This is a genomic window from Ralstonia edaphi (genome assembly GCF_958350185.1).
In the GTDB taxonomy this organism is placed as follows: domain Bacteria; phylum Pseudomonadota; class Gammaproteobacteria; order Burkholderiales; family Burkholderiaceae; genus Ralstonia; species Ralstonia edaphi.
Genome location: NZ_CATWHI010000007.1, coordinates 112,191 through 137,999 on the forward strand (window position 1 = coordinate 112,191; position 25,809 = coordinate 137,999).

Genomic DNA, 25,809 nt, shown 5'->3' on the forward strand with positions numbered 1-25,809 from the left:
CATCAGGCGGCCATCTTTGTGGCAGCCGCCAACACCGCGATGGTCCAGCCGCCGCCCAACAACACGCGGCGCGTGTGCAAGGCGTCGAGCACGTCCGCACCAACTGCATCGCCGAGATAGCGCAAGCGCTTCTCGCGCACTTCCACGTAACCCGACGCATACCGCGCCGCCAGCGACTGCCACAGCGCGTGCGCGCCCGTCGATTGCCGCGCGCCGCTCATCAGGCACATGCCGCCATCCAGCGCGCGCCGATACACCGCCGATGCGAGCCCGCGCCGCTGGTACGCCGCCGCATACTTCGAATGCGGTGCACGCAGGATGCGATCGGCACGCTTGTCGAGTTCAATCAGCCGATTGAACACCGTGACGCCAGCAAAGCGCCGCGCAGCCACATCTTCGACGTAGACGTAAATCTCGCCGTCGGCCTCGCGTGTGTGCAGGCGAAAGCCGGGCAAGGTGCCATCGTCGCAGGCCATGCCGTGCAGCGGCGTGCCGGGCGTCTGCATGCGCTCGTACAGCGTGTCGAGTTCGCGCTCGATGTCGTCACTGCCGTGCTCGACGTCGATGCGCAAGCCGAGCGGTGCAAGCCAGCGCTGCAGCGGCGGCAAGACGGGAAACAGCGTCGGCCAATCGAGGGGCGGCGGGATGGGCAACGCACAGCTCATGGCGCGCCCCAGTGTCCACTGACCAGACCGTCAGGACGCGCAAGCGCATGCACGCGCGCGCTGACGGGCCAGTCGGCCATGCGCACCGCCAGCCCGGCATACACGCCGTAGCCGGGCCCGGCCACGATCGTGCCGCCGGCCTCCACGCCTTCGCCCGCGCGGATGGCGCCACCCGCTTCAATGTCGCCGCCGGCCCGGATGCCCCAGCCTGCTTCGAGATGCGTGTCGGCGCACAGGTCGCCACCGGCGAAGATGCCGTTCGCGCTGACGATGCCGGCCTCGCTGATGACCTCGCCGCCGGCGCGCAGGCCCTTGCCGCAGCGCACGTTGCCGCGCGCCGCCAGTGCCTCGCCGATCAGCAAATCCGCGGCTGCGTCGATGCCGGCATCGCAGTGCAAGTCGCGATGCACGCGCACCAGCCCGCCGCAATGCACTGCACCAGTCGCGGTCAGGCCCCAGCCGACGCGCAGGTCGCCACCGACATGCACGGCACCGTCGCAGTAAAGACCGGCCTTGGCTTCCAGATCGCCGCCGGTGGTGATCGACTCGCCTGCGCGCACGCCACCGCCGGCGCGAATGCCCTGGCCGGCGCGCAACACGCCATCGACATGAATGCCGCCGCGTACAACGATGGTGCCGGCAAAGACGAGCGCATCGGCTTCGATGTCGTCGGCGTCGAGCACGGCATCGGTCGGGCCGAAGTTGTCGAGCAGCCAGACGGCATCGCCGATGCGGCCTTCGCGTACGAGGCTGTCGAGCAGGTGTTGGTAGTCGGTGCCGCTGTGGCGGTTGCGGATGTACCAGCGGTAGCCATCCGCGCAAGGCCGCTTGGCCTTGACGAAGTTCTGCGTGAGTTCCATGGCAGTTCCTGCGCCGCCGCGCCGGGTTACATCCGGCGACGGCAGGCGTACCGGCGCCGGCGCGTGTCAGCGCCAAGCCGGAATGAAAGGGAGAGGGGAGCGGAGCGTGCCGTACGGGGCAGGTGCGCCAGCTTGTGGCGACACCCCGCACGGCTTACGAAAGCCGGGCGAGCAGGAAGTGCCGGAGGGCGACGTGCGTGCTGAACCGATCGCGCCAAGGGCCGCCACGCAGGCGCGCGCCGTCTGCCGGCAGCGTGTGCCGGGGTTGGGCGGTGGCGAAAGCGGTGGCGATCACGATCGTGGTTTGAGGAATGCGGGCGGAACTGCGCAGGATGGCGGCGCGGCTTGCGAAAGTCCAGGGATTGCGTGACTTGGTCGCAGCTTCTTTACCGAAGTTTGCCGATTTCGCCGCAAACGTTGCATGCACCGCACAACCGGTGCAACCGCAGCTTCCATCCCCCTGCGTGCGTGCATCGGACACCACAACCAAGGGAAAACCCGCCCCCATTCTTGCTGCGTTGCACGGTGTTCCGAATGTCACGCGATGCTACGATGCCTCGACCCACGGCCCTCTGCCAGTTTCCACAAGAAGCGGCGCAGGCGGCACCAAAAGAGACCTGCTGTCGGTGATCCCGACACACCCACCCGGAGCACGCATGAATGCCCCTCTGAACGACGCGCTACGCCGCGCGCTCGAAACCGTTTCCCTGGACGACAAGTACACGCTCGAGCGTGGCCGCATCTACATCAGCGGCACGCAGGCACTGGTGCGTCTGCCGATGCTGCAGCAGGAGCGCGACCGCGCCGCTGGGCTGAACACGGCAGGCTTCATCTCCGGCTACCGCGGCTCGCCGCTGGGTGCGCTGGACCAGGCCTTATGGAAGGCCAAGAAGCATCTGGCCGGCCACAACATCGTCTTCCAGGCGGGGCTCAACGAAGACCTGGCCGCCACGGCGGTCTGGGGCTCGCAGCAGGTCAATCTGTATCCGAACGCCAAGTTCAGCGGCGTGTTCGGCATGTGGTACGGCAAGGGGCCGGGCGTCGACCGGACGATCGACGTGTTCAAGCACGCCAACTCGGCCGGCTCGTCCGCGCATGGCGGCGTGCTGGTGTTGGCAGGCGATGACCACGCCGCCAAGTCCTCCACGCTGGCGCACCAGTCCGAGCACGTCTTCAAGGCGGCCGGCATTCCGGTGCTGTATCCGTCGAACGTGCAGGAATACCTCGACTACGGCCTGCATGGCTGGGCGATGAGCCGCTACTCCGGCCTGTGGGTGTCGATGAAGTGCGTGACGGACGTGGTGGAATCGTCCGCCTCGGTGGACGTCGATCCGCACCGCGCGCAGATCATCCTGCCCGAAGATTTCGTCATGCCGCAGGGTGGGCTGAACATCCGCTGGCCCGATCCGCCGCTGGTGCAGGAAGCGCGGCTGCTCGACTACAAGTGGTACGCCGGCCTGTCGTACGTGCGTGCCAACAAGCTCGACCGCGTGGTGCTCGATTCGCCGCAGGCGCGCTTCGGCATCATGACCGCCGGCAAGGCGTACCTCGATGTGCGCCAGGCGCTGGTCGATCTCGGCCTTGATGAGGACACCTGCCGCCGCATCGGCATCCGCCTGTACAAGGTCGGCTGCGTGTGGCCGCTGGAAGCGCACGGCGCGCGTGCGTTTGCCGAAGGGCTGCAAGAGATCCTGGTGGTGGAAGAGAAGCGCCAGATCCTGGAATACCAACTCAAGGAAGAGCTGTACAACTACCGCGACGACGTGCGGCCGCGCGTGTACGGCAAGTTTGACGAGCGCGACAACGCCGGCGGCGAATGGTCGGTGCCGATGGCCAACTGGCTGCTGCCGGCGCATTACGAGCTGTCGCCCGCGCTCATCGCGCGCGCCATCGCCACGCGCCTGGAGAAATTCGAACTGCCGTCGGACGTGCGCGCGCGCATTGCCTCGCGCATCGCCATCATCGACGCCAAAGAAAAGGCACTGGCCAAGCCGCGCATCACGGCCGAACGCAAGCCGTGGTTCTGCTCGGGCTGCCCGCACAACACGTCGACCAACGTGCCGGAAGGCTCGCGCGCGCTGGCCGGCATCGGGTGCCACTACATGACCGTGTGGATGGACCGCCGCACCGACACCTTCAGCCAGATGGGCGGCGAAGGCGTGGCGTGGATCGGCCAGATGCCGTTCTCGGGCGACCAGCACGTGTTCGCCAACCTGGGTGACGGCACGTACTACCACTCGGGCCTGCTGGCGATCCGCGCGTCGATTGCAGCCAAGGTGAACATCACCTACAAGATCCTCTACAACGACGCCGTGGCCATGACGGGCGGCCAGCCGGTCGACGGCCCGCTTTCCGTGCCGCAGATTGCCGCGCAGGTCTACGCCGAAGGCACGTCGCGCATCGTCATCGTCACGGACGAGCCGGAGAAGTACAACGCCGCCATCAAGCTGCCTGAAGGCGTAACGGTGCATCACCGCGACCGCCTCGATGCCATCCAGCGCGAGCTGCGCGAGGTGCCGGGCACCAGCGTGCTGATCTACGACCAGACCTGCGCGACCGAGAAGCGCCGCCGCCGCAAGCGCGGCACGATGGCCGATCCGGCCCGCCGCGCGTTCATCAACGACGCCGTGTGCGAAGGCTGTGGCGATTGCTCGGTCAAGTCGAACTGCCTGTCGGTCGAGCCGCTGGAAACGGAACTGGGCACGAAGCGCAAGATCAACCAGTCGTCGTGCAACAAGGACTTTTCGTGCGTGAACGGCTTCTGCCCGAGCTTCGTGACGGCAGAAGGCGCGCAGGTGCGCAAGCCGGAGTCGCACGGCGTGTCGATGGAAGGCCTGCCGCTGCTGCCGCATCCTGAGCTGCCGGCCATCCACCGCGCGTATGGCGTGCTGGTGACCGGCGTGGGCGGCACAGGCGTGGTGACCATCGGCGGGCTGCTCGGCATGGCCGCGCACATCGAAGGCAAGGGCGTGACCGTGCTCGACATGGCGGGCCTGGCGCAGAAAGGCGGCGCGGTGCTCTCGCACGTGCAGATCGGCGAGCGCCCCGATTCGATCCACGCCACGCGCATCGCCATGGGCGAGGCGGACCTCGTGATCGGCTGCGACGCGATTGTGTCGGCGTCGGACGAAGTGCTGTCGAAGGTGCAGCACGGCCAGACGCGCGCCATCATCAACAGCACGGCATCGCCCACGGCCGATTTCATCAAGAACCCGAACTGGCGCTTCCCGGGCAGCTCGGCCGAGGCGGACATCCGCGCGGCCGTCGGCGACGCCTGCGCGTTTGAAGACGCCAACACGCTGGCCGTGCGCCTGCTGGGCGACGCCATCTTCACCAACCCGCTGGTGCTGGGCTTTGCATGGCAAAAGGGCTGGGTTCCGCTGACGCACGACGCGCTCATACGCGCGATCGAACTCAACGGCGTCGCCGTCGAGAAGAACAAGACCGCGTTCGAATGGGGCCGCCACCTCGCGCAAGACCGCGAGGCGGTGCTCAAGCTGGCAGGCGACGCACCGCGTGCCAAGGCCGACGTCATCGCCCTGCCCTCGCTCGACACGCTGATCGCCCGCCGCGTCGATCTGCTGACCGCATACCAGAACGCCGCGTATGCCGCTGAATTCCGCGCGGTGGTCGAGCGCGTGCGTGCAGCAGAGGCCGCCGTGGTGGGGGCCGGCCAACCCCTGGCGCTCACGGAAGCGGTGGTGCGCAACCTGTCGAAGCTGATGGCGTACAAGGACGAATACGAAGTCGCCCGTCTGTACACCGATCCGGCCTTCCTCGACAAGCTGCGCGCGCAGTTCGAAGGCGAACCCGGCCGCGACTACCAGCTCAACTTCTGGCTCGCGCCGCCCATGACGGCCAAGCGTGACGAGAAGGGCCACCTGGTCAAGCAACGCTTTGGTCCGAACACGATGCGCATCTTCAAGGTGCTCGCCAAGCTCAAGGGCCTGCGCGGCACGGCGCTCGACATCTTCGGCAAGACCGAAGAACGCCGCACCGAGCGCGCGCTGATCGGCGAATACCGCGCGCTGGTCGATGAACTGGTGAAGGGCCTGACGGCGCAAAAGCTGGCCCAAGCCGTGGAACTGGCTCGGCTGCCGGAGGACATCCGCGGCTTCGGCCATGTGAAGGAGGCCAACCTGGCTGCGGCGCGCATCCGCTGGAACAAGCTGCTGGCCCAGTGGCGCGATCCGGCGGCGGCACAGCAGGCGGCCTGATCGGCGCCAAGCGTTCAGCATCGCCATGAAAAAAAACGGAGGCTTCGGCCTCCGTTTTTCTTGATGCGTCGGCTTCGTCAGCCCGGCACGATCTGCTGCGCGTAGTCGTACAGATCCTGCAGGATGGTCTGCGCACGCGTGTCGCCGTTCTCCGCCGCTTCCGCGCCCAGCTGTTGAAGCCGCTCGCCGAACATTTCGAAGGTCATGTAGCCGTCACGGCCTTCGAACAGCCGCTCGGCGCGCAACTGCTCCCACTGCTCGTATTCCTCTTCGTTCAGCGTGTCGGGGAAATTGCGTGCGCGGTAATGGAACAGCAGCTCAGGCAGGCGAGCGTCGGCAAACTCCGCATGCAGGCGCGCGAGCTGTTCGCCGCTGAGCGTGCGCAGCTCGTTGAGCAGGCGGCGATCGTCGTTGCCGACGAATCCGCCGTAGAGGTTCTGGTCGACGTCTTCAATCGGCTCCAGTTCGCGGGCGTACACCTGACGCCACGTTTCGCGCATGTCGGGCGCGCCTTGGGCGATGGCGGCGTGGCGTTCGATCGTGGCGAAGTCGATGCCCCAGCGTTCTGCCTGCGCGGGCTGCAGCGTCTTCATGTTGCTGATGACGATGGGCGACTTGTTGATGTGAATCGACTTGATCGGCAGTCGCGTGGTGCCCTCGGCCAGATCGGCCGTGCGCGTGAACATGCGCTCGCGGATCGTCGCCACATCCATGTGGAACAGCTCGGACGGGTCGAACGCGAGATCCCAGACGATCAGTTCGTTCTTGTTGGTCGGATGCCCGCCCAGTGGCCACACCACGGCCATGCAGCCACGCTCCACGCCGTACATGCCGGAGATGTGCAGCAACGGCCGCGGCGCATCGCCAATCTCGGCCACCACGCGGTCTTTCTTGCGCAGCGCCAGGCAGAAATCGAACAGGCGCGGCTGCGCATTGCGAATCAGACGCGCCAGCGCGATCGTCGCGCGCACATCGGACACCGCATCGTGCGCCGCCTCGTGCACCAGGCCGTTGGCCTTGGACAGATGCTCCAGCTTGAAGCTCGGCCGACCGTCTTCGTGGGTCGGCCATTGAATGCCTTCCGGGCGCAGGGCCCACGTCGTGCGGACCACATCGAGCAGATCCCAGCGTCCGCAGTCGTTCTGCCACTCGCGGGCATACGGGTCGATCAGGTTGCGCCAGAACAGGTGGCGCGTCACCTCATCGTCGAAACGGATGGTGTTGTAGCCGACGCCGATGGTGCCGGGCGTGCCGAGTTCGCGCTCGATGGCCTGGGCGAAACGGTATTCCGGAATGCCTTGCCGGGCGCATTGTTGCGGCGTGATGCCGGTGATGAGGCACGACACCGGATCGGGCAGCCAGTCGTTGGACGGCTGGCAGAACAGTTCGACCGGCTCGCCGATCTCGTTCAGCTCGGCATCGGTGCGGATGCCGGCAAACTGCGCGGGGCGATCACGGCGCGGCACGGCGCCGAACGTTTCGTAGTCGTGCCAGAGAAAGGTGGGAGTGACAGGCAAGGCAGCGGCTCGCTGGAAAACACTGAAGATGCCGGCATGTTAACAGTGTTGCCCATCCCGCTCGCCCTCCTTGGCGGTTGACTCACATCAACCCGCATCGGGCAGGCGTCGACCAGACTGGTATCTCCCCCAACCCGGAGATGTCTCATGGCCCAGTCGATGAAAGCCGCAGTAGTCCATGCGTTTGGCGAACCCTTGCGCATTGAGGAAGTGCCTGTTCCCACACCTGGGCGCGGGCAGATTCTTGTCAAGATCGCGGCCTCGGGCGTCTGCCATACAGACTTGCACGCCGCCGATGGCGACTGGCCCGTCAGGCCAAGCCTGCCGTTCATCCCCGGGCATGAAGGCGTGGGTTATGTGGCAGCCGTGGGCGAAGGCGTGACCGCCGTCAAGGAAGGCGACCGCGTGGGTGTGCCCTGGCTCTACACCGCCTGCGGCCACTGCGAGCATTGCCTGAGTGGCTGGGAAACCCTCTGCCACGAGCAGCAGAACACCGGCTACTCCGTCAACGGCGGCTATGCCGAATACGTACTGGCCGACCCGAACTATGTCGGCCACCTGCCCGCGCAGGTCAGCTTTGAAGAGATCGCACCGATCCTCTGCGCAGGCGTGACGGTCTACAAGGGCATCCGCATGACGGATACGCGCCCCGGCCAGTGGATCGCCATTTCCGGCATTGGCGGGCTGGGACACGTGGCGGTGCAATACGCGATTGCGATGGGCCTGCACGTGGTGGCCGTCGACGTGGCGCCCGACAAGCTGGCGCTGGCACGGGAGCTTGGGGCCAAGCTCGTCGTCGATGCCTCGCAGCAAGACCCGGCGGCCGTGATCCAGAAAGAGATCGGCGGTGTGCACGGCGTGCTGGTGACGGCGGTGTCACGGAGCGCCTTTGCGCAAGCGCTGGGCATGGTGCGGCGCGGCGGGACGATCTCGCTCAACGGGCTGCCGCCGGGCGATTTTCCGCTGCCGATCTTCTCCACGGTGCTCAACGGCATCACCGTGCGGGGCTCGATTGTGGGCACGCGGCGTGATCTGCAAGAGTCGCTGCAGTTTGCCGCCGAGGGGTTAGTGCGCGCCCACATTCACCGCGACAAGCTCGACAACATCAACCAGGTGTTCGCCGATCTGAAGGCCGGCAAGGTGGATGGCCGCATTGTCCTGACGCTCTGAGCGCCGGCACCCGGCGGTGCGAGTAAGCTGCAGGCATCACGTCCGCTTGCCCCGCCGCCATGCGCATCCTCTTTTTCAGCAGCCACCGTTACGACGAAGACAGCTTCCGCGCCTCACTCACGCGTGGCGGCCACGGCTTCGACCTCGTTTTCCAGCGCGCGCACCTCGACGCACAGACGGCGTCCCTCGCAGCCGGCTTTGAAGTGGTGTGCCCCTTCGTGAATGATTGCCTCGATGCGGAAGTGCTCGAGGCGCTGGCAGCGGGCGGCACGCGGCTGATCGCGTTGCGCTCGGCGGGCTTCAACCATGTCGACCTGGCGGCCGCGCAGCGGCTGGGGCTGACGGTGGTGCGCGTGCCGGCGTATTCGCCGCACGCGGTGGCCGAACATGCGGTCGGCATGATCCTCACGCTGAACCGGCGGCTGCACCGCGCCTGCAATCGCACGCGGGAAGGCGATTTCTCGCTGGACGGATTGCTGGGCTTCGACCTTGCCGGCAAGACTGTCGGCGTGGTCGGCACGGGGCAGATCGGCCAGGTGTTCGCGCGCATCATGGCGGGTTTCGGCTGTCACGTGCTGGCATTCGATCCGTTTCCGCAGGCGGCGCTGACGGCGCTGGGCGTGCGCTACGTGCCGCTGCCTGAATTGCTGGCGCAGGCCGATATCGTCAGCCTGCACTGCCCGCTCAACGCCGGCACACACCACCTCATCGACGCCAGCGCGCTCGCCAGCATGAAGCCGGGCGCGATGCTCATCAACACGAGCCGCGGCGGTCTCGTCGACAGCCCGGCGCTGATCGACGCCCTCAAGACCGGCCAGCTCGGCCACCTCGGGCTGGACGTCTACGAAGAAGAGGCCGATCTGTTCTTCGAAGACCGCTCCGCCGACGTGCTGCAGGACGACGTACTGGCGCGGCTCCTGAGCTTTCCCAACGTCATCGTCACCGCGCATCAGGCGTTCTTCACGCGCGAGGCGCTGGCGGGCATTGCCGACACCACACTCGCCAACGTGGCGGCGTGGGCGGCAGGCGCGCCCGTCAATGTGGTGAAGGCCTAGGCCTGCACATCAGGCCGCCGCGGCTTTCGGCCGCGACAGTTCGCTTTCGCCTTCCTTCACGTAGATGGAGTTGCGTGGCTTGGCCAGCACGCGCCGCACCATCGGCTCGAAGAACGACAGCGGCAGGTTGTCGTAATCCGGCATGAAGGCCGCGGCGTCGTATTTGGCGCAGAACTCGGCGGTGCGCTCGAACAGTTCCGGCTGGCTGCGGTACTGCTCGCGCACGTTGCGGTCGAGCCCGAGATGGTGGAAGAAGTAGTAGCCCTGGAAGATGCCGTGCTTCTCGACCATCCACAGGTTTTCCGGGCTCACGAACGGCTTCAGGATGGCCGCGGCGATGTCCGGATGGTTGAAGCTGCCCAGCGTGTCGCCAATGTCGTGCAACAGCGCGCAGACGACGTATTCCTCGTCACGCCCGTCGCGGTGGGCAAGCGTGGCGGTTTGCAGGGAATGCGCGAGACGGTCGATCGGAAAGCCGCCGCAATCACCGTCGAGCAGCTTCAGGTGCGCGAGCACGCGGTCGGGTAATGCACGGGCGTAAGGCATGAACTCCGCCGAGATAGCGGCCCAGTCCTCGCGCGTGCCGTGCTCCATATGGGAAAACGTTGCGCGCGGGGCGGTGTGTTGGGAATCGGTCATTGGGGGTGTCTCCTTCGTCGCCGGAATGGTCGCGTCGGTGCCGCGTCGTATTTCTTGAGTGGCTGGCTGCGCGGCTAGCGGGCCATTCTCTGCCGGCGCTTGCATGCAGACTGTCAAGCGTTTGACAATGATCGGACCGCCCTCGCCGCATCCTGCCGCCATGCCCGCAGACGCCACCCACACCGCCGCCGCGCCCACGCCTGCACAGCTCGCGCAGGGCTGGCTGCGCGACGCCCCCGCCGAGCTGCTGGCCGAGATTGCGCCCACCGCACGCCTGATCACCTACCCCGACGGCGAATGCATCCACCCGCACGGCGGTCCCGCACAGGGCATGTTCCTGATCGTGCGCGGCCGCGTGCGCATCAGCCGGACGACGGACGGCGGCAGCGAACTCGTCTACGGTGTGCTGCGGGCGGGCGAATGGTTTGGCGAGATCGCGCTCATCGACGGCGGTGGCCGCACGCACAGCGCCCATGCGCAGGGGCCGACCACGCTCGTCTTGCTGGGCAGCGCGGCGTTTGCGCGCGTGGTGTCGGCTTACCCGGCCGGCATGTGGGCGCTGATGCAGCAGCTCTGCCAGCGCATCCGCCTCATCTTCGACGAGTTCGAGCACGCCAGCGAAATGCCCGCCGATGCCCGCCTCGCCCAACGACTGCTGCAGCTCGCCCGCGCCGGCGATGGCCGCTCCGTGGCCGCCAGCAACGAAGAACTGGGCCGCATGCTGGCGCGCTCGCGGCAGACGATCTCAAAGTACCTGCAGGCGTGGCAGCGCGCGGGCTGGATCCGCTGCCATTACCGGACCGTCGAGATCGTCGACGCGGCAGCTTTGCGGAGGCTGATGGACGGGCACGCTGCTTGAGCGTGCCCTGCGCATGGGGCGCGCGCGCCGCAATCTGCGCCGATAGAATGGATTTTTGCCGCGCAGATCTGCCCCTTCCACCGCTCCCATGAACCCCATGTTCTCGCCCGGCTCGCCTGAAGGCCGGCGCCTTGTGTTGTTGCTGGGCCTCGCGCAGATGGTGTCGTGGGGCACGCTGTACTTCACCTTCACCGTGTTTCTGGCGCCCATGCACGACACGCTTGGCTGGGCGCGGCCGTTTCTGGCGGGCGGGTTTTCGCTCGGGCTGCTGGTGTGGGCGCTGTGCTCGTTCTGGGTCGGACGCGCCCTCGACCGCTGGCCGGCGCGCCGCGTGATGGGAGGAGGCACCGTGCTGGCGGCGGGCGGTCTGCTGGCGTGGTCCTTCGTCTCAAATGAGGCCGCCTTCCTGTTGCTCTGGTTGCCGATGGGCCTGGCGATGGCCACGACGCTCTACGACCCGGCCTTCGTCGTGCTTCGCCAGGCGTTTGGCGATGCGTACCAGCGCCCGATCATCGGCCTCACGCTGATCGCCGGGTTCTCCAGCACGCTGAGCATTCCGCTTGCGCAATGGGGCGTCGAACACGTCGGCTGGCGGCACACGCTGCAGCTTTTTGCGCTGGCGCATGTGCTGATCTGCCTGCCGATCCATGCACGCCTGCGTGTGCGACCGCCCGTCCACACGCCAGCGGAGGCGCTCGACCCGACAGCACCCGTGCATGCCTCGGCATGGCGCATGGTGCTGCGCCTACCTGTGTTCTGGGCGGTGGTGCTGGCCTTCGTGGCCACGAGCCTGATCGCCACTGTGCTCGGGGCGCACCTGATTCCGCTGCTGACCGAGAAAGGCGTGCCGACCAGCCGTCAGTTGCTGATCGCCGCGCTCATCGGTCCGGCCCAGGTGCTCGGCCGGCTGGCCATGATGCGTTCGCGCCCGGCGCACCCGGTGCGCATTGCTCCATGGACGTACGGCGCCATGGCAGCCGCACTCGTCGTACTCGCGCTCTCAAGCGGGCCGGCGCTGATCGTATTTGCGCTCGTCTACGGCGCAGCCAACGGCATCAACACAATGGTGCGCGCGATCGCGATGCCAGAGCTGGTGTCGCGCAACCAGTACGCCACGCTCAATGGCCTGATGATGACGCCCGTACTGCTGGCCCAGGCCAGTGCACCATGGCTGGGCGCCCTGCTTTGGCGGGCCACCGGCGGTTATGCAGCCGTCGAATGGGCGATGGTCGGAGCGGCCCTCGTCGCGCTGATGGCCTTCGCCTATGGGTTGCGGAACGCGCAAAAACGCCCTGTACCGACTTCTGCGTCGCGCGCCAAGGTGACGCAATCGCCATGACGTACGCGCCACTTTGTGGGCGAAACATTGCTTTTAGGAACCTTTGCAAGCGCACATCTGTCTTGAAACATGGGACGTGATGTTTCATTCTCATAGGAGAGGCGGTCCGCTTTTTGCGAGACCGCCGACGGAGGAAGCGCCTTGTCACAGGTTCATCTGGAAACATCTGAAAGCGAACGCATGCCGTGGTCGGTCCAGGAGATCGCCTACGACAGCATTGACGTCGCACGCGTGCGCGAAAACGGCACGCTGTTCTACCTCGTTGCCAGTGCATCGTTTGTGGAGAGCGGCTCCGACCTTTATGCCGGCAACCTCGCGCAGTACTACGCCGATCGCCCCGATACCGCGCACTGGCTGACCCACCATTGGGAACGCGAAGAACTGCAGCACGGGCGAGCATTGCGGCGCTACGTTGAAACCGTCTGGCCCGAATTCGATTGGGAGCGCGGCTACGCCCGTTTCTTCGAGGAATACTCGGTGACGTGTTCGATCGATCAGTTCGAGCCCACGCAGGCATTGGAAATGGTCGCGCGCTGCGTCGTCGAAATGGGTACGGCCACCTTCTATCGCGCTATCGCCCAGGCAGCGGCGCAAGCGGATGAACCCGTGCTGCGCGACCTCGCCAGCCGCATCTCGGCCGACGAAGTGCGGCATTACAAACACTTCCTGCGTTTCTTCAACGAGTGCAACGCAAGCGAAGGCGTGGGCCGCGCGCGGGTGCTCAAGGCGCTTGCCTCGCGCTTGCGCGAAATCAAGAATGAAGACTCGATGATCGCCCTGCGCAATGTCCTGCGTATCGAGCGCGGCCAGGAAGATGTGCCCGAGGCCGATGTCCGCGCCCTGAACTCGCGCGTCAGCGCGCTGGTGCGCTCATATCTGCCGCTCGACATGGCCGCCAAGATGCTGCTCAAGCCACTGCGCCTGCGCCCGGGGTTCGAGCGCTCGATCCGGCCGCCGCTGGTGGCCGTGGTGCGGCGGGTGATCCTGCACTAATCGCCGCGTACGAACGAGGCGCCAACAAAAAAACCCGGGCCGAAGCCCGGGTTTTCGTATCCAACCGACAGAAGGTCGATTAGAACTTGTGGCGGATACCGACCACGGCGCCCAGTTGGTTATTGGTGCTGCCATCGGCGCTCGTGAACACGTCACCAAAGCCGGCCACGCCCAGCGGCAGTGCCGCATTGCTGCTGTTTTTGGCGTACGCCAGGTTCAGGTACGCGTCAGTGCGCTTGGAAAGTGCGTAGTCGCTGCTCACGACGAACAGCCACGGGTTGCCCGCACCCTCTGCCTTGAAGTTCTGGTAGTAGGCCGTACCCGTCAGGGTCAGCGCCGGCGTGGCTTGATAGCCGACACCCAGCCAGTACAGGTTCGAACGTGCCGAGTCCAGACCCAGGCCAGTTGCGTGAGCCCAGCGGTAGCCCGCGTACAGCTTGGCCGGACCATAGGCGTATGTACCGCCAAGCATGGCACGCTGGATCTTGATGTCGGCCAGCTCAGCCGTGTTGCCATTCGTCCGGTCGTACACCACACCGACAGAGTACGGGCCGCTGGCGTAGTCCAGGCCCAGGCTCCACTCGCGACCGACCTTGTTGTTGCCGGCGACTTCCTGGCCATCGCTGCGCGTCGAATACAGAGCTGAAGTCCTCACGCCACTGAACGTGCCCACGTACTTCACGGCATTGTCAGCACGGCCAGCCAAGGCGGCATCTTGCGAAGCCAGCGAGTAGCGATTGGCAATCGCCATCGGGTCGTAGTTCAACGCAAAGTCGAACATCAGATTCTGCTGACGCCCCAGGGTCAGTTGGCCCCACTGCCCTTGCAGACCGACATAGGCATTGCGGCCGAACAGACGGCCGTCTTGACCCGAACGTCCGTCGTCGATGGTGAAGCCGCTTTCCAGGTTGAAGATGCCCTTCAGGCCGCCGCCCAGGTCTTCAACACCGCGCAGGCCCCAACGCGAGCCCGACAGGTTGCCCGACTGCATCGCGGTGCGCGAGCCACCGTTGCCCGGAGCCTTGTTGACCCACTCAACGCCGGCGTCGACCACACCGTACATCGTCACGCTCGATTGAGCGAACGCGCCAGCCGAAACCAGGGCGGCAGCAGCGGCCGCAAACAGCTTGATCTTCATATCGTTTTCCTTAAAAACACTATCGCGGGGATTTGCGATCGGCGGCCATTATGTATTCCGGCCTTGCATCTTCATCAATTTCAAAAACAGCCTGTGGTAAATATGAAACCTAAGCATTTGCAGCCAAATTATTCATATGGATCAAAGGCTTGCAGCCACCGCGCAAGAACCGTAAGCATGATTTACAACAAGAGAATCCCATGGCTTACTCGACGTAATCCATTGCGCCAGAAAAGTCATCCAAGCGATGATAAAAATTAAAGTATTGGCGAGCTTTGCTTTTCGATTATGATTCGGCCCGAAGCTTGAATGACAGTTTCACAGCTTCATATCGACTTTAAGAGACCGCCCTAAACAGCGGTCTCTTTTTTTTGCCCGTGAATTGTGCCGATGGATCAATCGGGAAGTCCGACCTTCCTTGAGATGCGGTGCTTGAACGTGGACACCGTCTTGGGCGAGATGCCGAGGCGCTTGGCGATCTCAGTGTTCCGATGGCCTTCGGCGAGCAGTTGGTTCACACGCATTTCGCGCTGAGTGAGCGTGGCAAGCCCCGCGCCTTCCGACGGCCCCATCGCTGAGGCGGGAAACGACAGATAGCCGCGTGCCGCCAGCAACAACGCCGCCGTCAGCACGGAGGTCGCTTCCGATTTCGGCACGTAGGCGTTGGCGCCTGCCAGGAAAGCGAGCCGTGCCTCATTGCCGGTGGTCTGGGCAGACGTGACGACCAGGCCGATATCGCGGCGCTGCGCACGCACGCGACGCACGAGTTCCAGCCCGTCCAGGTTTGGCAGATTGATATCGACGATGGCGAGCTTCGGGCGCGCGGAGCGGATCAGCTGCAGCCCCTGCGCGCCATCGGCCGCCGTGGCGACGAGCTGCAGATGCGGCGATCCGGCAAGCAGGGCCCGAATGGATTCGAGAACGATCGGGTGGTCGTCAATGGCGACGACCGGATGGAAGGTTTGATCTGCGGTGGACATGGCGAGCGGTGACGGAGCGGGGTTCCATGCTGCGAGTCACCGGTGCGGATCGGGTTCCGCGCGGTACAGGTTTGCACGATTGCCCACCAAACCTTGTACCAATTGCAACGCCACATCATCAATTCATGACATCTTGCCGGGTCAGGCCAGCCGGAACACATCCACCGCGCCGCGCAGCTCCTGGGCTTGCTGGCGCAGGCTTTCGGCTGCGGCGGCGGCTTCTTCGACCAGCGCGGCGTTCTGCTGCGTCACCTCGTCCATCGACGTGACCGCGCGGTTGACCTCTTCGATGCCTTGCGACTGCTCGCGCGACGCGTGGCTGATCTCGCCCATCAGACCGGCGATGCGCTCCACGCGCGTCACGATGTCCTGCATGGCATCGCCGGCGCCGCGGGCGGCCTCGTTACCAGCCTGCACTTCTTCGACCGAGCGACTGATCAACTCCTTGATCTCCTTGGCGGCGGCGGCACTGCGCTGGGCGAGGCTGCGCACCTCGCCGGCCACGACGGCAAAGCCGCGGCCCTGTTCGCCGGCGCGAGCGGCTTCCACGGCGGCGTTCAGCGCCAGGATGTTGGTCTGGAACGCGATGCCGTCGATGATGCCGGTGATGTCGGCAATCTTCTGCGCCGTGGCGTGGATACCCGACATGGTACCGACCAGCCGCTCGACGGTCTGGCCGCCGGCATTGGCCGCCTCGCTGGCGGACTGCACCATGTCGTGCGCGTGGTGGGCGCTCTCGGCGTTCTGGCGCACGGTGGCGGCCAGTTGCTCGATGCTCGATGCGGTGCGTTCCAGGCTGCCGGCCTGCGCTTCGGTGCGCGCGGAAAGATCGGCATTGCCGGCAGCGATCTGGCCGGTGCTCGACGCGATGGTCGAGGCGCTGGCACGCACCTTGTCGACGATTCCCGACAGGCCGTCGCCGACGCCGTTGACGGCGCGCATGACCTGGCCGATCTCATCGCGGCGCGTGGAGGGCAGGCGGTGCGTGAGATCACCGGCCGCCACACGCTGCGCGACGTTCACCACCTCGGCCAGCGGCGTGCTCACGGCACGGCGCAGCATCCAGTACAAGCCGCCCGCCAGCAGCGCGCCGAGCGCCAGCCCCAGCAGCAGGAACCGGTTGCGTGCGGCCATCAGATCGGCGTTGAGCTCATCCACGTAGGCCGTCCCCGCAATCACGAGCTGCCAATCCGGGTATTGCGTGAAGACGGTCAGGCGCTCACGCGCGGTGCCGCCTTCCGTGTCGGCCAGCGTATGGCGCAGCGTGCCATCCTTGCGCGCGATCATTTCGCGCACCCAGGCCTGGCCGCCGGCGTCCTTGGTGTCGAGCAGGTTTTTGCCTTCGCGGTCTTGCGTATGGTCGATCAGCACCTTGCCTTGGTCTGCGCCGGGCTTGCCGTCGATGACGAAATAGCCGCCCGTCTTGCCGATACCGTGTGAGCGGATCTTGTCCTTGAGCAGCGCCAGTTCCGAGCGCACGTCCACACCCACGTAGAGTGCGCCGATGACCTTGCCCGACGCATCGCGCACGGGCTCGTACTTGCTCATGTAAGGCACGCCAAACAGCCACGCCAGGCCGCGGAACGGCTCGCCGGCCATCAGCGCCTTGTAGCTCGGGTGAGCGCGGTCGAGCAGCGTGCCGATCGCGCGTTCGCCGTTTTCCTTCTTGAGCGAGGTGGTCACGCGCACAAAGTCGTCACCGGTGCGGGCAAACACGGTGGCGACCGTACCGCCGGTGCGCGCGAAGAACTTGTCCGGCACCGTGAAGTTGAGGTTCAGCACCGTGTCGCCGCTCTTGAAGGTGGGCGTCGGCTTGCCGGCCACTTGCACGGTCTGCGCCGGGTCCACGCTGTAGGGGCCGGGCGCGGCGTCGGCAAAGGCGGTCAGGAACCGGTCGGCCTCGGTGCGCATGGTGCCGTCGAACAGGCCGATCATGTCGCGCATGGCGGCCTCCTGGTCATGCATGGCCGATTGCGTATTGGCCTCCAGCATGCGCAGGCTCGATTGCGAGTTGGCCAGCGCAAACATGCCGAACACGGCCACCAGCGCGATCAGGCCGATCACAGCCAGACGGGTACCAAGGCTTGTGGGACGTTGTGAAACTTCAGAAAGGGGCGCAGACGCTCTCATGCTTTTTTTCCTGGGGGTCGTCAGTCGGGTTAACAACGGATCGACTGGGAAAAGCTTGAGCGCAAACGTTTTACAAACCGCTTTGTCTGATAAACCAGACATCTGTCTGCCATCCCGGACGTCACCGGTCGCAGGTCAGTCCGACATGCTGCGGCGTGAGCTTGGCGGCGTTGCCGGCGCCGAGTTCGATGCGCCAGTCAGCCCCGCGCGCGGCGCCCACGTCGCGGCCGTCCACCGTGGCGCGGCAGCGGCCAGCGTTGGCAAAGCGGATGAACGGCCGCACATAGCCGGCAACATCGACCGACAGGGAACGGCCGTCCGCGCTGCGCCGCCAGTTCGACAGGCGGCCGCTGGCCTCGCGCACGTACGGCAGCGTCGGGCCGCCGTTGTCGAGCGCAAAGCGCGCCGAGCCGCTGGTCAGATGGATATACGTGCCGCCCGGACCCGCCGCGTAGCCCGCCACATCGCGCGCATCCGCAAGACGCGGCACACCGGCGCCGGACCAGCGCACGGTGCGCAGATCGCCATTGCCGCGCACAACCCAGGCATCGCCGTCACGCGCAACCGCCATGGCGCGGAAGTCGAGCACCTTGCGGATGTAATCCGACGCGTAGATCGGCGTGACGGGCTGGGCGAGCGCCCAGTCGTACACCTGCCGCAAGGCGGTGAGCGAAGCCAGCTTGGTGCCCGAATACATGTGGTAGTAAATGCCGATCGGCTTGAAGCGATAAGGCTTGTCGGTCAGTTCGAACGTTTCGATGGCCCGCGAGAAACCGTAATACGGGCCGTGCCAGAGGTTGGTGTAGATGTTCTCGTTCTGGTCGGGCGCAAAGACCTGGAACAGGCCATCGCCTTTGTCCACGCCAAGCGGCGCCACGGCCGTCCAGCTCGGGTTGGAGCGCGTGATGTAGGTGTCGCCGCCGTTCATGTTCAACACACCGGCCTCGACCGTCTTCTGCACGGCAATCGGCGGCACCTGGCCGTTGCCGCTCCACAGCAGCACCTTCACGCGCTTGCCTGGCGGCGCCAGCTTCGTGTTGATGTACTGGATGGAGCCGGCGATCTCTCGGTCGAAACTGAAGCGGTAGTTGGGAATCCTCAACGAGAAGGACGTGTCGCTGCCTTCGGGCGTTGCGGCGGAGGCCGGATCGGGCGGATTGGTGGTGCGCAGCCAGTTGAACGGATGCGAGAACGTGTGGCTGGCCAGTTCCACGTAAGGCTGCGCAAACAGAGCGCGCGCGATCGGCTCAAGCTGCGGCGTGAGCTTCGGGTACACGCCGTCGGCCGCCACTTCGCCCTCGATGATCGACACGGTGGTGGGCACCTTGTAGCGGTCCAGGATCTCGCGCAGCAGCGCCTGGCCGGAAAACTCGCTCGGCGGGAATTCGGTGCGGGAGGCAAATCCGTCGCCGTCGATATGCACGGTCATCAATCTGCGGCCGTTCTCCGTCGTCGTGTCGGGCACGGGCATGGCCGGCAGCTGCAGCGCGCGGCGCAGAAAATCGAGCGGCTGGATCACCCAGCGCGCCTGGTCGACCTCGGGCATGCGGAACACGCCAAATGGCTGCAGCACATAACCGCCCCACGGCATGATCGCCGCCGCGTCGTAGGCGTAACTGCCGGCCGAGAGCCGCAGCAGCGACTGCGCCCCCGCCACGCTGGAATCGACCTGAACCCCCACGGCCATGCGCCGGTCTGGATGGGGCTGCAACTCGAAGCCCATGATCGGATCGCGCGAGACCACGGCAAGCGGCCCGGCCGGCGTGCCGGGCACGGCTCGCAGATCGAACATCTGCGCCGTGGGCGCATCCATGTTCAGCCCAAACTGGTTGAACATCGCCACACGCACGCCGGCGCCCATCGTTCGCCGAAGCCACGACGCCCACGCGCCCGGCCGGGATGCAACGCCGTCGAACCACGTGACGACGCCCGCATAGCGGTCTGGCGTGACGGCCGGCAACGGCTTGTTGGCGTCGGCAAACTCGACGCGATAGCCGAGATAGTTGATCGGCATGGCCAGATAAAGCACGGAGGGCGCGGTGTTGGTGCTGGTGCCGGGCTCCTGCGGCTCGACCAGCAGGACGCGGCGCGGCATCACTTCCAGGCGGCCGATGCCGATGAAATCGGCGCCCGGCGTGGTCGCGTAGCTGCTGACGCCCGCTGCGCGTGCCACGTTGGCGGTCTCGCGCAGACAGGCCCGGTTGTAGTCGGGGCAGTAATCGAGCGCCACCGCAGGCAGGTGGTACTGCGCGCCGATGTTGCGCAGCGTGGCAACGCGCGCAGTGCGGTCGGCATCGGCCACATCCTGCAAGCCCTCGCCGCCGGTGCGCTCACGCACCAGCCCCGCCGTCACCACGCCGGACAACTGCGGTGCGAGCGTCTCGAGCCACGCCGTGCCGCCGGCCAGCAGCTTGGTCTGCGGCGCGCGGGCGTGCAGCGCCTGGGCCAGCGCCGCAATGCGGTTGCCCGCGTCGGGCGCGCTGTGCTGAAGCACGTCGAGCCCATCCAACAGGAAGCCCGCATAGCCTTGCGCCAGCAGCGGCGCAAAAACCTGGTCGATCACATTGGCGGGCCACGCGCTGGCGCGCATTGCGTCGGTCTGCTGCGTCAGGTCTACACGGGCGAACCACAGCGTGGACGATGGCTGCTTCGGATCGAAACTGCCAGCCGTGGCTGGGTCCAGCACGACCCAGTCGAAGGCTTGCAGTTCTGCCACGGGGACATCGCGGCCGTAGTAGAAGGCGATCTGCGGATCTGCGGAAGCAGACGTCGTCGACGGCTGTGCAACAGCGGTCGCAACGCCGAACGCCAACGCAATGGCAACCAGCCACGTCGGCCACCGCCACACCCGCCTCTTGCTCGCCGCCTGCCTGCCGTGCATCCCGGTCCTCGAAAGTCGATCCGACTTTTATTGTGTCGGGCAGCCGTCCGATTGCAATGTTTGCGGCCGCAGCGTGCCCGCCACGGCACCTCGGGGCGCATGGCGGGCGGTACGCGGCTCAGTAGCCGACCACCGTGTACTGCGGGAATTCCGCTTCGAACGCCTTCTCCAGGTTGTCGGCCGTGGCGACTGCGGAGGTGTAGACAGCAGTTGTCGTGCCGCTGTCGTAGGCCAGCGTGACGGCCCAGGCGGCATGCGCCGTGTTGACGCGATCGCGCGCGGCTTGCGCGGCGAGCAGACCGGGGCCGTTATCCGGTTTGGTTCCGTAGACTTTGCAGTTGGACATGGCAATCACTCCGAAGATGTGGAAGGAATGCCGCCAACGCACGGGCGAGGACACGCTCGGTCTGGCTGGTCTGTGTTCTTGACGATACGGGCGAACAGACACGCTGCCGGCTGGTCCCGCCGGCATGCACCAGCGGCACGGCCAGCGTAAAAGCCGGGGCCGTGCGCCGGAATGGTGCGTTCGTCAGGGCTGGCGTTCTAGAACGCCGACTTCACCACGCCGCCGTCCACGCGCAGCGCGGCGCCCGTGGTGGCCGAAGACAGCGGGCTCGCGACATAGGCAACCAGGCTGGCCACCTCCTGCGTGCTGGCAAAACGCTTGATGAGCGAGGTTGGGCGGGCCGTCTCGAAGAAGGTCTTCTCGAACGCGTCGAAGCTCTGGCCGCCCGAGAGCTTTTCGACAAACTCATCCACGCCCTCGGAACGCGTCGGTCCCGGCAGCACGGCATTCACCGTGATGGCCGTACCTGCAGTCAGCTCGGCCAACCCGCGCGAAAGGCCCAGCAGCGCGGTCTTCGTCACGCCGTAGTGAATCATCTCAACAGGAATCTGCACGCCGCTCTCGCTGCTGATGAACACGATGCGGCCCCAGTTCTGCGCACGCATGCCCGGCAGATACGCGCGGGACAGACGCGCCCCGCTGAGTACGTTGACGTTGAAGAAATGCTGCCATGCGGCGTCGTCGATTTCCTCAAACGGCTTGGGCTCGAAGATGCCTAGGTTGTTGATGAGGATGTCGACCTTGGGGAAGCGGGAAAGCAGCGCGTCGGCCTGCACGGGATTGGACAGGTCACCGGCAAAGCCCTCGACCTGGGCGTCGGGGACTTCGGTGCGCAGGCGCGCAATCGCATCGTCAACAGACGCTTCGGTGCGGCCGTTGACGATCACGCGGGCGCCTTCTGCGGCCAGTGCTACAGCAATGGCATGACCGATGCCCTTGGTCGAGCCGGTCACGAGAGCAAGCTTGTTCTGAAGGTGGAGGTCCATGGCGTTCAAAAAAGGAATATGGAGGAGGACGAGCACGCCGCGCCACATGGTGCGCGTAGGTTACGGCGTCGACGTTTCAGCCATGATACGAAGCACCCCGCCCCTTGGCAGCCGCAATCGTTTTGCAGCGGTATCCAACGAGATTTGACGATCGGCGTCGGTATCGATCCCGGCTTGACGGCCTGGGCAAGCGACGATTAGTGTGCAATGAAGCACGCCACCGTTACGGGAACGCGGCGCGCCTTACAAGCCGGATCACCGGCAGAACGGGGAGCACCACCATGAGCATCGACGTACAGACACCTGAGGCCGCCGACACCAGCACCACGGAAGGCGCCTACCAGCTTGACACCATGGACCGCGATACCAACATCGGTCGGCTCGTGCACCGGGTCCGACATGCGTTGGTGACGCACATCGACAGTGCCCTGGCTTCGCTGGACCTGACTGCCGCGCAGTGGACGGTCGTCATCTACCTGGCGGAAGACCTGGCCACCACGCCGGCCGAACTTTCACGCCTGCTGCATTACGATCCGGGCGCGATGACGCGGCTGATCGATCGGCTGGAGAAGAAGAACATCGTCAAGCGCGCGCCCAGCGATGCGGATCGCCGCTCGGTGGTGGTCTCGCTGACCGAGCAGGGTCGTGCGCTGTATCCGGAAATCCGGCCGCTGATCATCGATGTGCTGAACCACCTGCTGCGTGGGTTCTCACAGACCGAGGTCAAGCAGTTGGAGAACCTGCTGCTGCGCGTGCTGCATAACGCCTGAGCGGATCAGGCGTTGGCGCTTCAGCAGCAACAGTCGACGTTGTGAGCCGCGCCTACGGCATCGCGCGGTGCGGCTCCGCGCTCACTGCCCTTCAAGCTCGTGCTTGATCTTGAACAGCTCGGTATCGGTGCGGATACCGAGCTTGCGATAGGCCGATTGCTTTTGCGAGCTGATCGTCTTGATGCTGCGCGCGAACTTCTCGGCGATGTCCGTGACCGACATGCCCTCGAGGCAGCAGCGCAGCACTTCGCGCTCGCGCGGGCTGAGTTCTGAGCGGTCGATCAGCGCAGAGAGATGGGTGCCGCTGTCGGTGGGCGCGGGCGCATCGGCAGTCAGGGCATCGCGCTCCATCTCGGCCGCCAGCGCGGCATTCAGGCGCTTGCCGCCCGTGGCCACGGTGCGGATGGCGCGCACCAGTTCCGTCAACTCCTCTTCCTTGCCGACAAACCCGCGAGCACCGGCGTGCATGACCATGCCGACCGTCGCCTTGTTGTGATGCGCCGACGCCACGAGGATTTTCAATTCCGGATACCGCACACGGATCAGGCGGATCAGGTTCAGCCCGTCGATCTCGGTGGGGCCCAGCGAGTAATCCATCAGCAGGACATCCACCACAAGGTTGTTGTCCTTGAGCGCCTGCACGATTTCGCGGCCCGAGGCGAACAGGCCGCAGACCTCGATGTCGGCCTCCTGCTTCAGGCGCGCAGCCAAACCATGGCGGACGACCGCATGGTCATCGAGCACGACCACGCGGATCGGTCGGGTCGCGGTCCAGTTCATGTTGGCAGGTTCCTCTTCGACGGGTTTTACTCGCAGCACAAAAGCGCCATCAAGGTGCTGCAGCGGCCGGCCGACATCTTAATAGCATTCCCGCGCAGCGACGGCGGTTACTTCGCCTCGACGATGGTGTCGTCTCGGGCGTAGACGGAACAGTTCCGATACTGCTCCTGGCACCACGACATCGCGCGGAACTCGGCGTTCTGCCCCCACGCGTAGCGGAACACGTCGCCGTCAGCCGCAACGAATACCTTCGGCCAGGGCTTCTGCAAATACTCTGCAAAACCGGCTTGAGATTTCGGGCCCAGCTCGCCGCGCTTGCGGGGCTGCGGCGTGGCGGCAGCCGCCGCCGTGGCGGAAGGCGTGTTCACCGACACCGCCGATGCCGCCGCAGCGCGCTCGGCCAGCGCCTTCTGCGCACGGGCAGGCACATCGTTGATCCACTCGGCGGGCGCGGCAAAGTTCAGGTTCTGCCCGTAGACGGCAGACACCATGCGCGACGTGATGCCGACCAGCCGCGCATTGCTGTCGAACAGGCCGCCGCCGCTGGAGCCATGCGAGATCGCCGCCGACGTCTGGATCGCGGTCAGCGCACCGTTGTCGTCATGCCGCAGCGACGAGATCAGCCCCTCGCTGATCGTCAGGTCAAACCCGAGCGGATTGCCGATCGCGTAGACCTTTTGCCCCGTCACCAGCATGCTGCTTGGGACGATGCTGACAGCGGGGTAGTGGAAATCGGCAATGCGCAGCTGGCACAGGTCGCGCTGCACGTCGGGATACAGCAGGCGCGCGCCAAAGCTGGCGTTGCCGCGCTTGAGCGTGACCTGCTTGCCGCCGCGCAGCACGTGGCAGTTGGTCACGGCCAGCCCGTCGCCGATCACCACGGCGCTTCCGAGGGCCAGCGGCTGGCCCTCGGCGTTGGACACGCGCACTTCCCAGATGCTGGGCGCGACCTTGGCGAACACTTCGGCCGGCTCCAACGCGGCCGCCGGCAACGCGGCCAATGCCGATGTGGCAGCCAGCAGCGCGCGGATCATGAAGGCAGTGCGGTGCGTCATTGCGGCGTCAGCAAATCGGAAAGGTCGCTGAGCGTGGTGGAGCCGTCTTCGGAACGCGTCTTGTCACGCATGAAGGCCACGTCTGCGTCGGTCAGGTCGGGGCACGTCCCGGTGCCCAGCGACACGTTGGTGCGATAGACGCGATAGCGCACGTTAAGGGGATGCCACGATTTGCCGTCGTCAGACTCGACCACGCCGGCACGGCAGACGTGTGCGTTGGTCGGATAGCTGGCCGTCATCTTGTATTGCTTGCCTCGCTGCGGCACAAAGGTGACCGAAACCCCGCAGCTATAGACCAGCGTGGCGGAAGCCCGGGTAAATCTGGCTGCGAGCGCGGTTGGCACACCGGCCAGCACGCGGATCTGCCGTACCGGGTCTGCAGCCTTGAGCGCGGTATGCGCGCCACTGCAAGACTTGGCATCGTCGAAGACGAGGATGGTCGGGTTGGTGCTGCCGGAGGGCCGGACAAAGTCCACCGTGGCTGTGCTGGCCCCAGCCGGCGGTTCGATATATGTTGTGCCACAGCCGGCCAGCCCGAGTGCACCCCCTACTACCGCAGCGATCATTCGGATCGTCATGCGTCCCCCAGCGTTTTTTGATTTGATCGTTCAGTGTGATTCGCTGGCGCCGCTCCGTGCGCCATGCTGCGCACAAGTGTAACCAAAGGTGGCGCCGGGGGAACGTTGAAGCGCCGCAGGGGCGTTGCTTGCGCGCGTCGCGCCGACGACTCCGCTCAGGCCAGCGCAGCGTCGATACGCGCCTGCGTGCTGCGGCGCGCGCGCTCGAACACCGCCATGTCGCCCATCAGAAACGCCACGTTGGCATTGGAGCGAAACGATTCGATCTCGAAGACGAGCTGATCGACATCGACATCGGCGCGCAATTCACCGGCCGCCTTTGCCGCGGTGATCGTCTCGCGAAACCGGGCGCGCACCGACTCGCGATGCCCGCGCACGCGGTCCTGAATCGGGCCCGGCCGGGCGCGGTATTCGTAGCTGGCCGCGCAGACAAAGCAGCCGCCTGGCGATGCACCGCTGGCCACGTAGTCGAACCAGCCATCGGTCAGCGCACGCAGGCGGGCAAGCGGGCTTTCCAGCGCCAGCGCGGGCTCCACCACCTTCGCGCGGTAATGCACCACGCCCGCGTCGAGTGTGGCGAGCTGCAGCGTTTCCTTGTCGCCGAAGAGCACCTGGATATTGCCCTTGCCCACGCCGGCGTCGGTGGCCACGCGGCCGATGGTGAGGCCCTCCAGCCCGTCGGTGGAAGCGATGGCGGTGGCGTGCTCGAGCACCTGGGCGCGCGCACGTTCGCCACGCTGGCGTCGGCCGTCGGTTTCGTTCATGGCAATGCCCTATCGGTGAGTGGGGTCAACACAATCGGCCCTTGACGTGGGCCAATCGCTCTCTAGTATACGTACGACCGTATATTA

Annotated in this window: 22 protein-coding genes; 7 read left to right on the top strand and 15 right to left on the bottom strand. The window is 65.8% G+C overall.

Features of this window, described 5'->3' with window-relative positions:
- Positions 1-2: 2 nt before the first annotated feature.
- The 3 genes from R2669_RS21835 to R2669_RS21845 form a co-directional block, all read right to left on the bottom strand.
- The gene (locus tag R2669_RS21835) at positions 3-665 is read right to left on the bottom strand and encodes an N-acetyltransferase (RefSeq protein ID WP_316902014.1); all 663 of its coding nucleotides are present in this window, start codon (positions 663-665) and stop codon (positions 3-5) included.
- On the bottom strand, positions 662-1,525 hold the full coding sequence (locus tag R2669_RS21840; RefSeq protein WP_316902015.1) for a hypothetical protein: 864 nt from the start codon (positions 1,523-1,525) through the stop codon (positions 662-664). Before R2669_RS21840 ends, R2669_RS21835 begins: the two co-directional genes overlap by 4 nt.
- A gap of 154 nt (positions 1,526-1,679) precedes the next feature.
- The gene (locus R2669_RS21845) at positions 1,680-2,033 is read right to left on the bottom strand and encodes a hypothetical protein (RefSeq protein ID WP_316902016.1); all 354 of its coding nucleotides are present in this window, start codon (positions 2,031-2,033) and stop codon (positions 1,680-1,682) included.
- A 148-nt stretch (positions 2,034-2,181) separates the two neighbouring features.
- On the opposite strand from R2669_RS21845, the gene R2669_RS21850 reads away from it, so the two are divergent.
- Complete coding sequence (locus R2669_RS21850; RefSeq protein ID WP_316902017.1) at positions 2,182-5,742, top strand: indolepyruvate ferredoxin oxidoreductase family protein; 3,561 nt, start codon at positions 2,182-2,184, stop codon at positions 5,740-5,742.
- 77 nt (positions 5,743-5,819) lie between these two features.
- On the opposite strand, the gene sbcB is transcribed toward R2669_RS21850, so the two are convergent.
- A complete protein-coding gene (sbcB, locus tag R2669_RS21855; protein WP_316902018.1) occupies positions 5,820-7,259 on the bottom strand; it encodes an exodeoxyribonuclease I in 1,440 nt (479 codons plus the stop codon).
- A 147-nt stretch (positions 7,260-7,406) separates the two neighbouring features.
- On the opposite strand from sbcB, the gene adhP reads away from it, so the two are divergent.
- Positions 7,407-8,429 (top strand): alcohol dehydrogenase AdhP, encoded by a 1,023-nt coding sequence (gene adhP, locus R2669_RS21860; RefSeq protein ID WP_316877053.1) that lies wholly within the window; start codon positions 7,407-7,409, stop codon positions 8,427-8,429.
- 59 nt (positions 8,430-8,488) lie between these two features.
- Positions 8,489-9,484, top strand: a complete 996-nt coding sequence (locus tag R2669_RS21865; RefSeq protein WP_316902019.1) for a 2-hydroxyacid dehydrogenase — start codon at positions 8,489-8,491, stop codon at positions 9,482-9,484.
- A gap of 9 nt (positions 9,485-9,493) precedes the next feature.
- Here the strand turns inward: R2669_RS21865 and R2669_RS21870 are convergent, their stop codons facing one another.
- Positions 9,494-10,123 carry an HD domain-containing protein gene (locus R2669_RS21870; protein ID WP_316902020.1) on the bottom strand — a complete coding sequence of 210 codons (630 nt, stop codon included), beginning with the start codon at positions 10,121-10,123 and terminating at the stop codon, positions 9,494-9,496.
- 127 nt (positions 10,124-10,250) lie between these two features.
- On the opposite strand from R2669_RS21870, the gene R2669_RS21875 reads away from it, so the two are divergent.
- From R2669_RS21875 to R2669_RS21885, 3 genes are all read left to right on the top strand, one after another.
- Positions 10,251-10,982 carry a Crp/Fnr family transcriptional regulator gene (locus R2669_RS21875; protein WP_147218958.1) on the top strand — a complete coding sequence of 244 codons (732 nt, stop codon included), beginning with the start codon at positions 10,251-10,253 and terminating at the stop codon, positions 10,980-10,982.
- A gap of 88 nt (positions 10,983-11,070) precedes the next feature.
- Positions 11,071-12,321 carry an MFS transporter gene (locus R2669_RS21880; RefSeq protein WP_316902021.1) on the top strand — a complete coding sequence of 417 codons (1,251 nt, stop codon included), beginning with the start codon at positions 11,071-11,073 and terminating at the stop codon, positions 12,319-12,321.
- 180 nt (positions 12,322-12,501) lie between these two features.
- Entirely contained in the window at positions 12,502-13,314 is an 813-nt protein-coding gene (locus R2669_RS21885; RefSeq protein WP_147218962.1) for a ferritin-like domain-containing protein, read from the top strand.
- A 79-nt stretch (positions 13,315-13,393) separates the two neighbouring features.
- On the opposite strand, the gene R2669_RS21890 is transcribed toward R2669_RS21885, so the two are convergent.
- From R2669_RS21890 to R2669_RS21915, 6 genes are all read right to left on the bottom strand, one after another.
- Positions 13,394-14,452, bottom strand: a complete 1,059-nt coding sequence (locus tag R2669_RS21890) for a porin (RefSeq protein ID WP_147218964.1) — start codon at positions 14,450-14,452, stop codon at positions 13,394-13,396.
- A gap of 395 nt (positions 14,453-14,847) precedes the next feature.
- Positions 14,848-15,432, bottom strand: a complete 585-nt coding sequence (locus R2669_RS21895) for a response regulator transcription factor (RefSeq protein ID WP_316891684.1) — start codon at positions 15,430-15,432, stop codon at positions 14,848-14,850.
- Positions 15,433-15,573: 141 nt separating this feature from the next.
- Positions 15,574-17,562 carry a methyl-accepting chemotaxis protein gene (locus tag R2669_RS21900; protein WP_316902022.1) on the bottom strand — a complete coding sequence of 663 codons (1,989 nt, stop codon included), beginning with the start codon at positions 17,560-17,562 and terminating at the stop codon, positions 15,574-15,576.
- Positions 17,563-17,683: 121 nt separating this feature from the next.
- A complete protein-coding gene (locus R2669_RS21905; RefSeq protein WP_316902023.1) occupies positions 17,684-20,443 on the bottom strand; it encodes a bifunctional glycoside hydrolase/polysaccharide deacetylase family protein in 2,760 nt (919 codons plus the stop codon).
- A 118-nt stretch (positions 20,444-20,561) separates the two neighbouring features.
- Positions 20,562-20,789, bottom strand: coding sequence for a hypothetical protein (locus R2669_RS21910; protein WP_316902024.1), 228 nt, complete (start codon positions 20,787-20,789; stop codon positions 20,562-20,564).
- A gap of 197 nt (positions 20,790-20,986) precedes the next feature.
- Positions 20,987-21,775 carry an SDR family NAD(P)-dependent oxidoreductase gene (locus tag R2669_RS21915; protein ID WP_316902025.1) on the bottom strand — a complete coding sequence of 263 codons (789 nt, stop codon included), beginning with the start codon at positions 21,773-21,775 and terminating at the stop codon, positions 20,987-20,989.
- A gap of 281 nt (positions 21,776-22,056) precedes the next feature.
- Here R2669_RS21915 and R2669_RS21920 point away from each other — a divergent pair, with 281 nt between their 5' ends.
- Entirely contained in the window at positions 22,057-22,545 is a 489-nt protein-coding gene (locus tag R2669_RS21920) for a MarR family winged helix-turn-helix transcriptional regulator (RefSeq protein ID WP_147218967.1), read from the top strand.
- A gap of 81 nt (positions 22,546-22,626) precedes the next feature.
- Here the strand turns inward: R2669_RS21920 and R2669_RS21925 are convergent, their stop codons facing one another.
- The 4 genes from R2669_RS21925 to R2669_RS21940 form a co-directional block, all read right to left on the bottom strand.
- A complete protein-coding gene (locus R2669_RS21925) occupies positions 22,627-23,325 on the bottom strand; it encodes a response regulator (RefSeq protein ID WP_147218970.1) in 699 nt (232 codons plus the stop codon).
- Between the two features lie 107 nt (positions 23,326-23,432).
- Entirely contained in the window at positions 23,433-24,380 is a 948-nt protein-coding gene (locus tag R2669_RS21930) for a S1C family serine protease (protein WP_430708835.1), read from the bottom strand.
- A complete protein-coding gene (locus tag R2669_RS21935; protein ID WP_316902026.1) occupies positions 24,377-24,958 on the bottom strand; it encodes a hypothetical protein in 582 nt (193 codons plus the stop codon). The genes R2669_RS21930 and R2669_RS21935 overlap by 4 nt, the downstream gene beginning before the upstream one ends.
- Before the next feature lie 155 nt (positions 24,959-25,113).
- Entirely contained in the window at positions 25,114-25,722 is a 609-nt protein-coding gene (locus R2669_RS21940) for a TetR/AcrR family transcriptional regulator (RefSeq protein WP_316902027.1), read from the bottom strand.
- Positions 25,723-25,809: the final 87 nt, after the last annotated feature.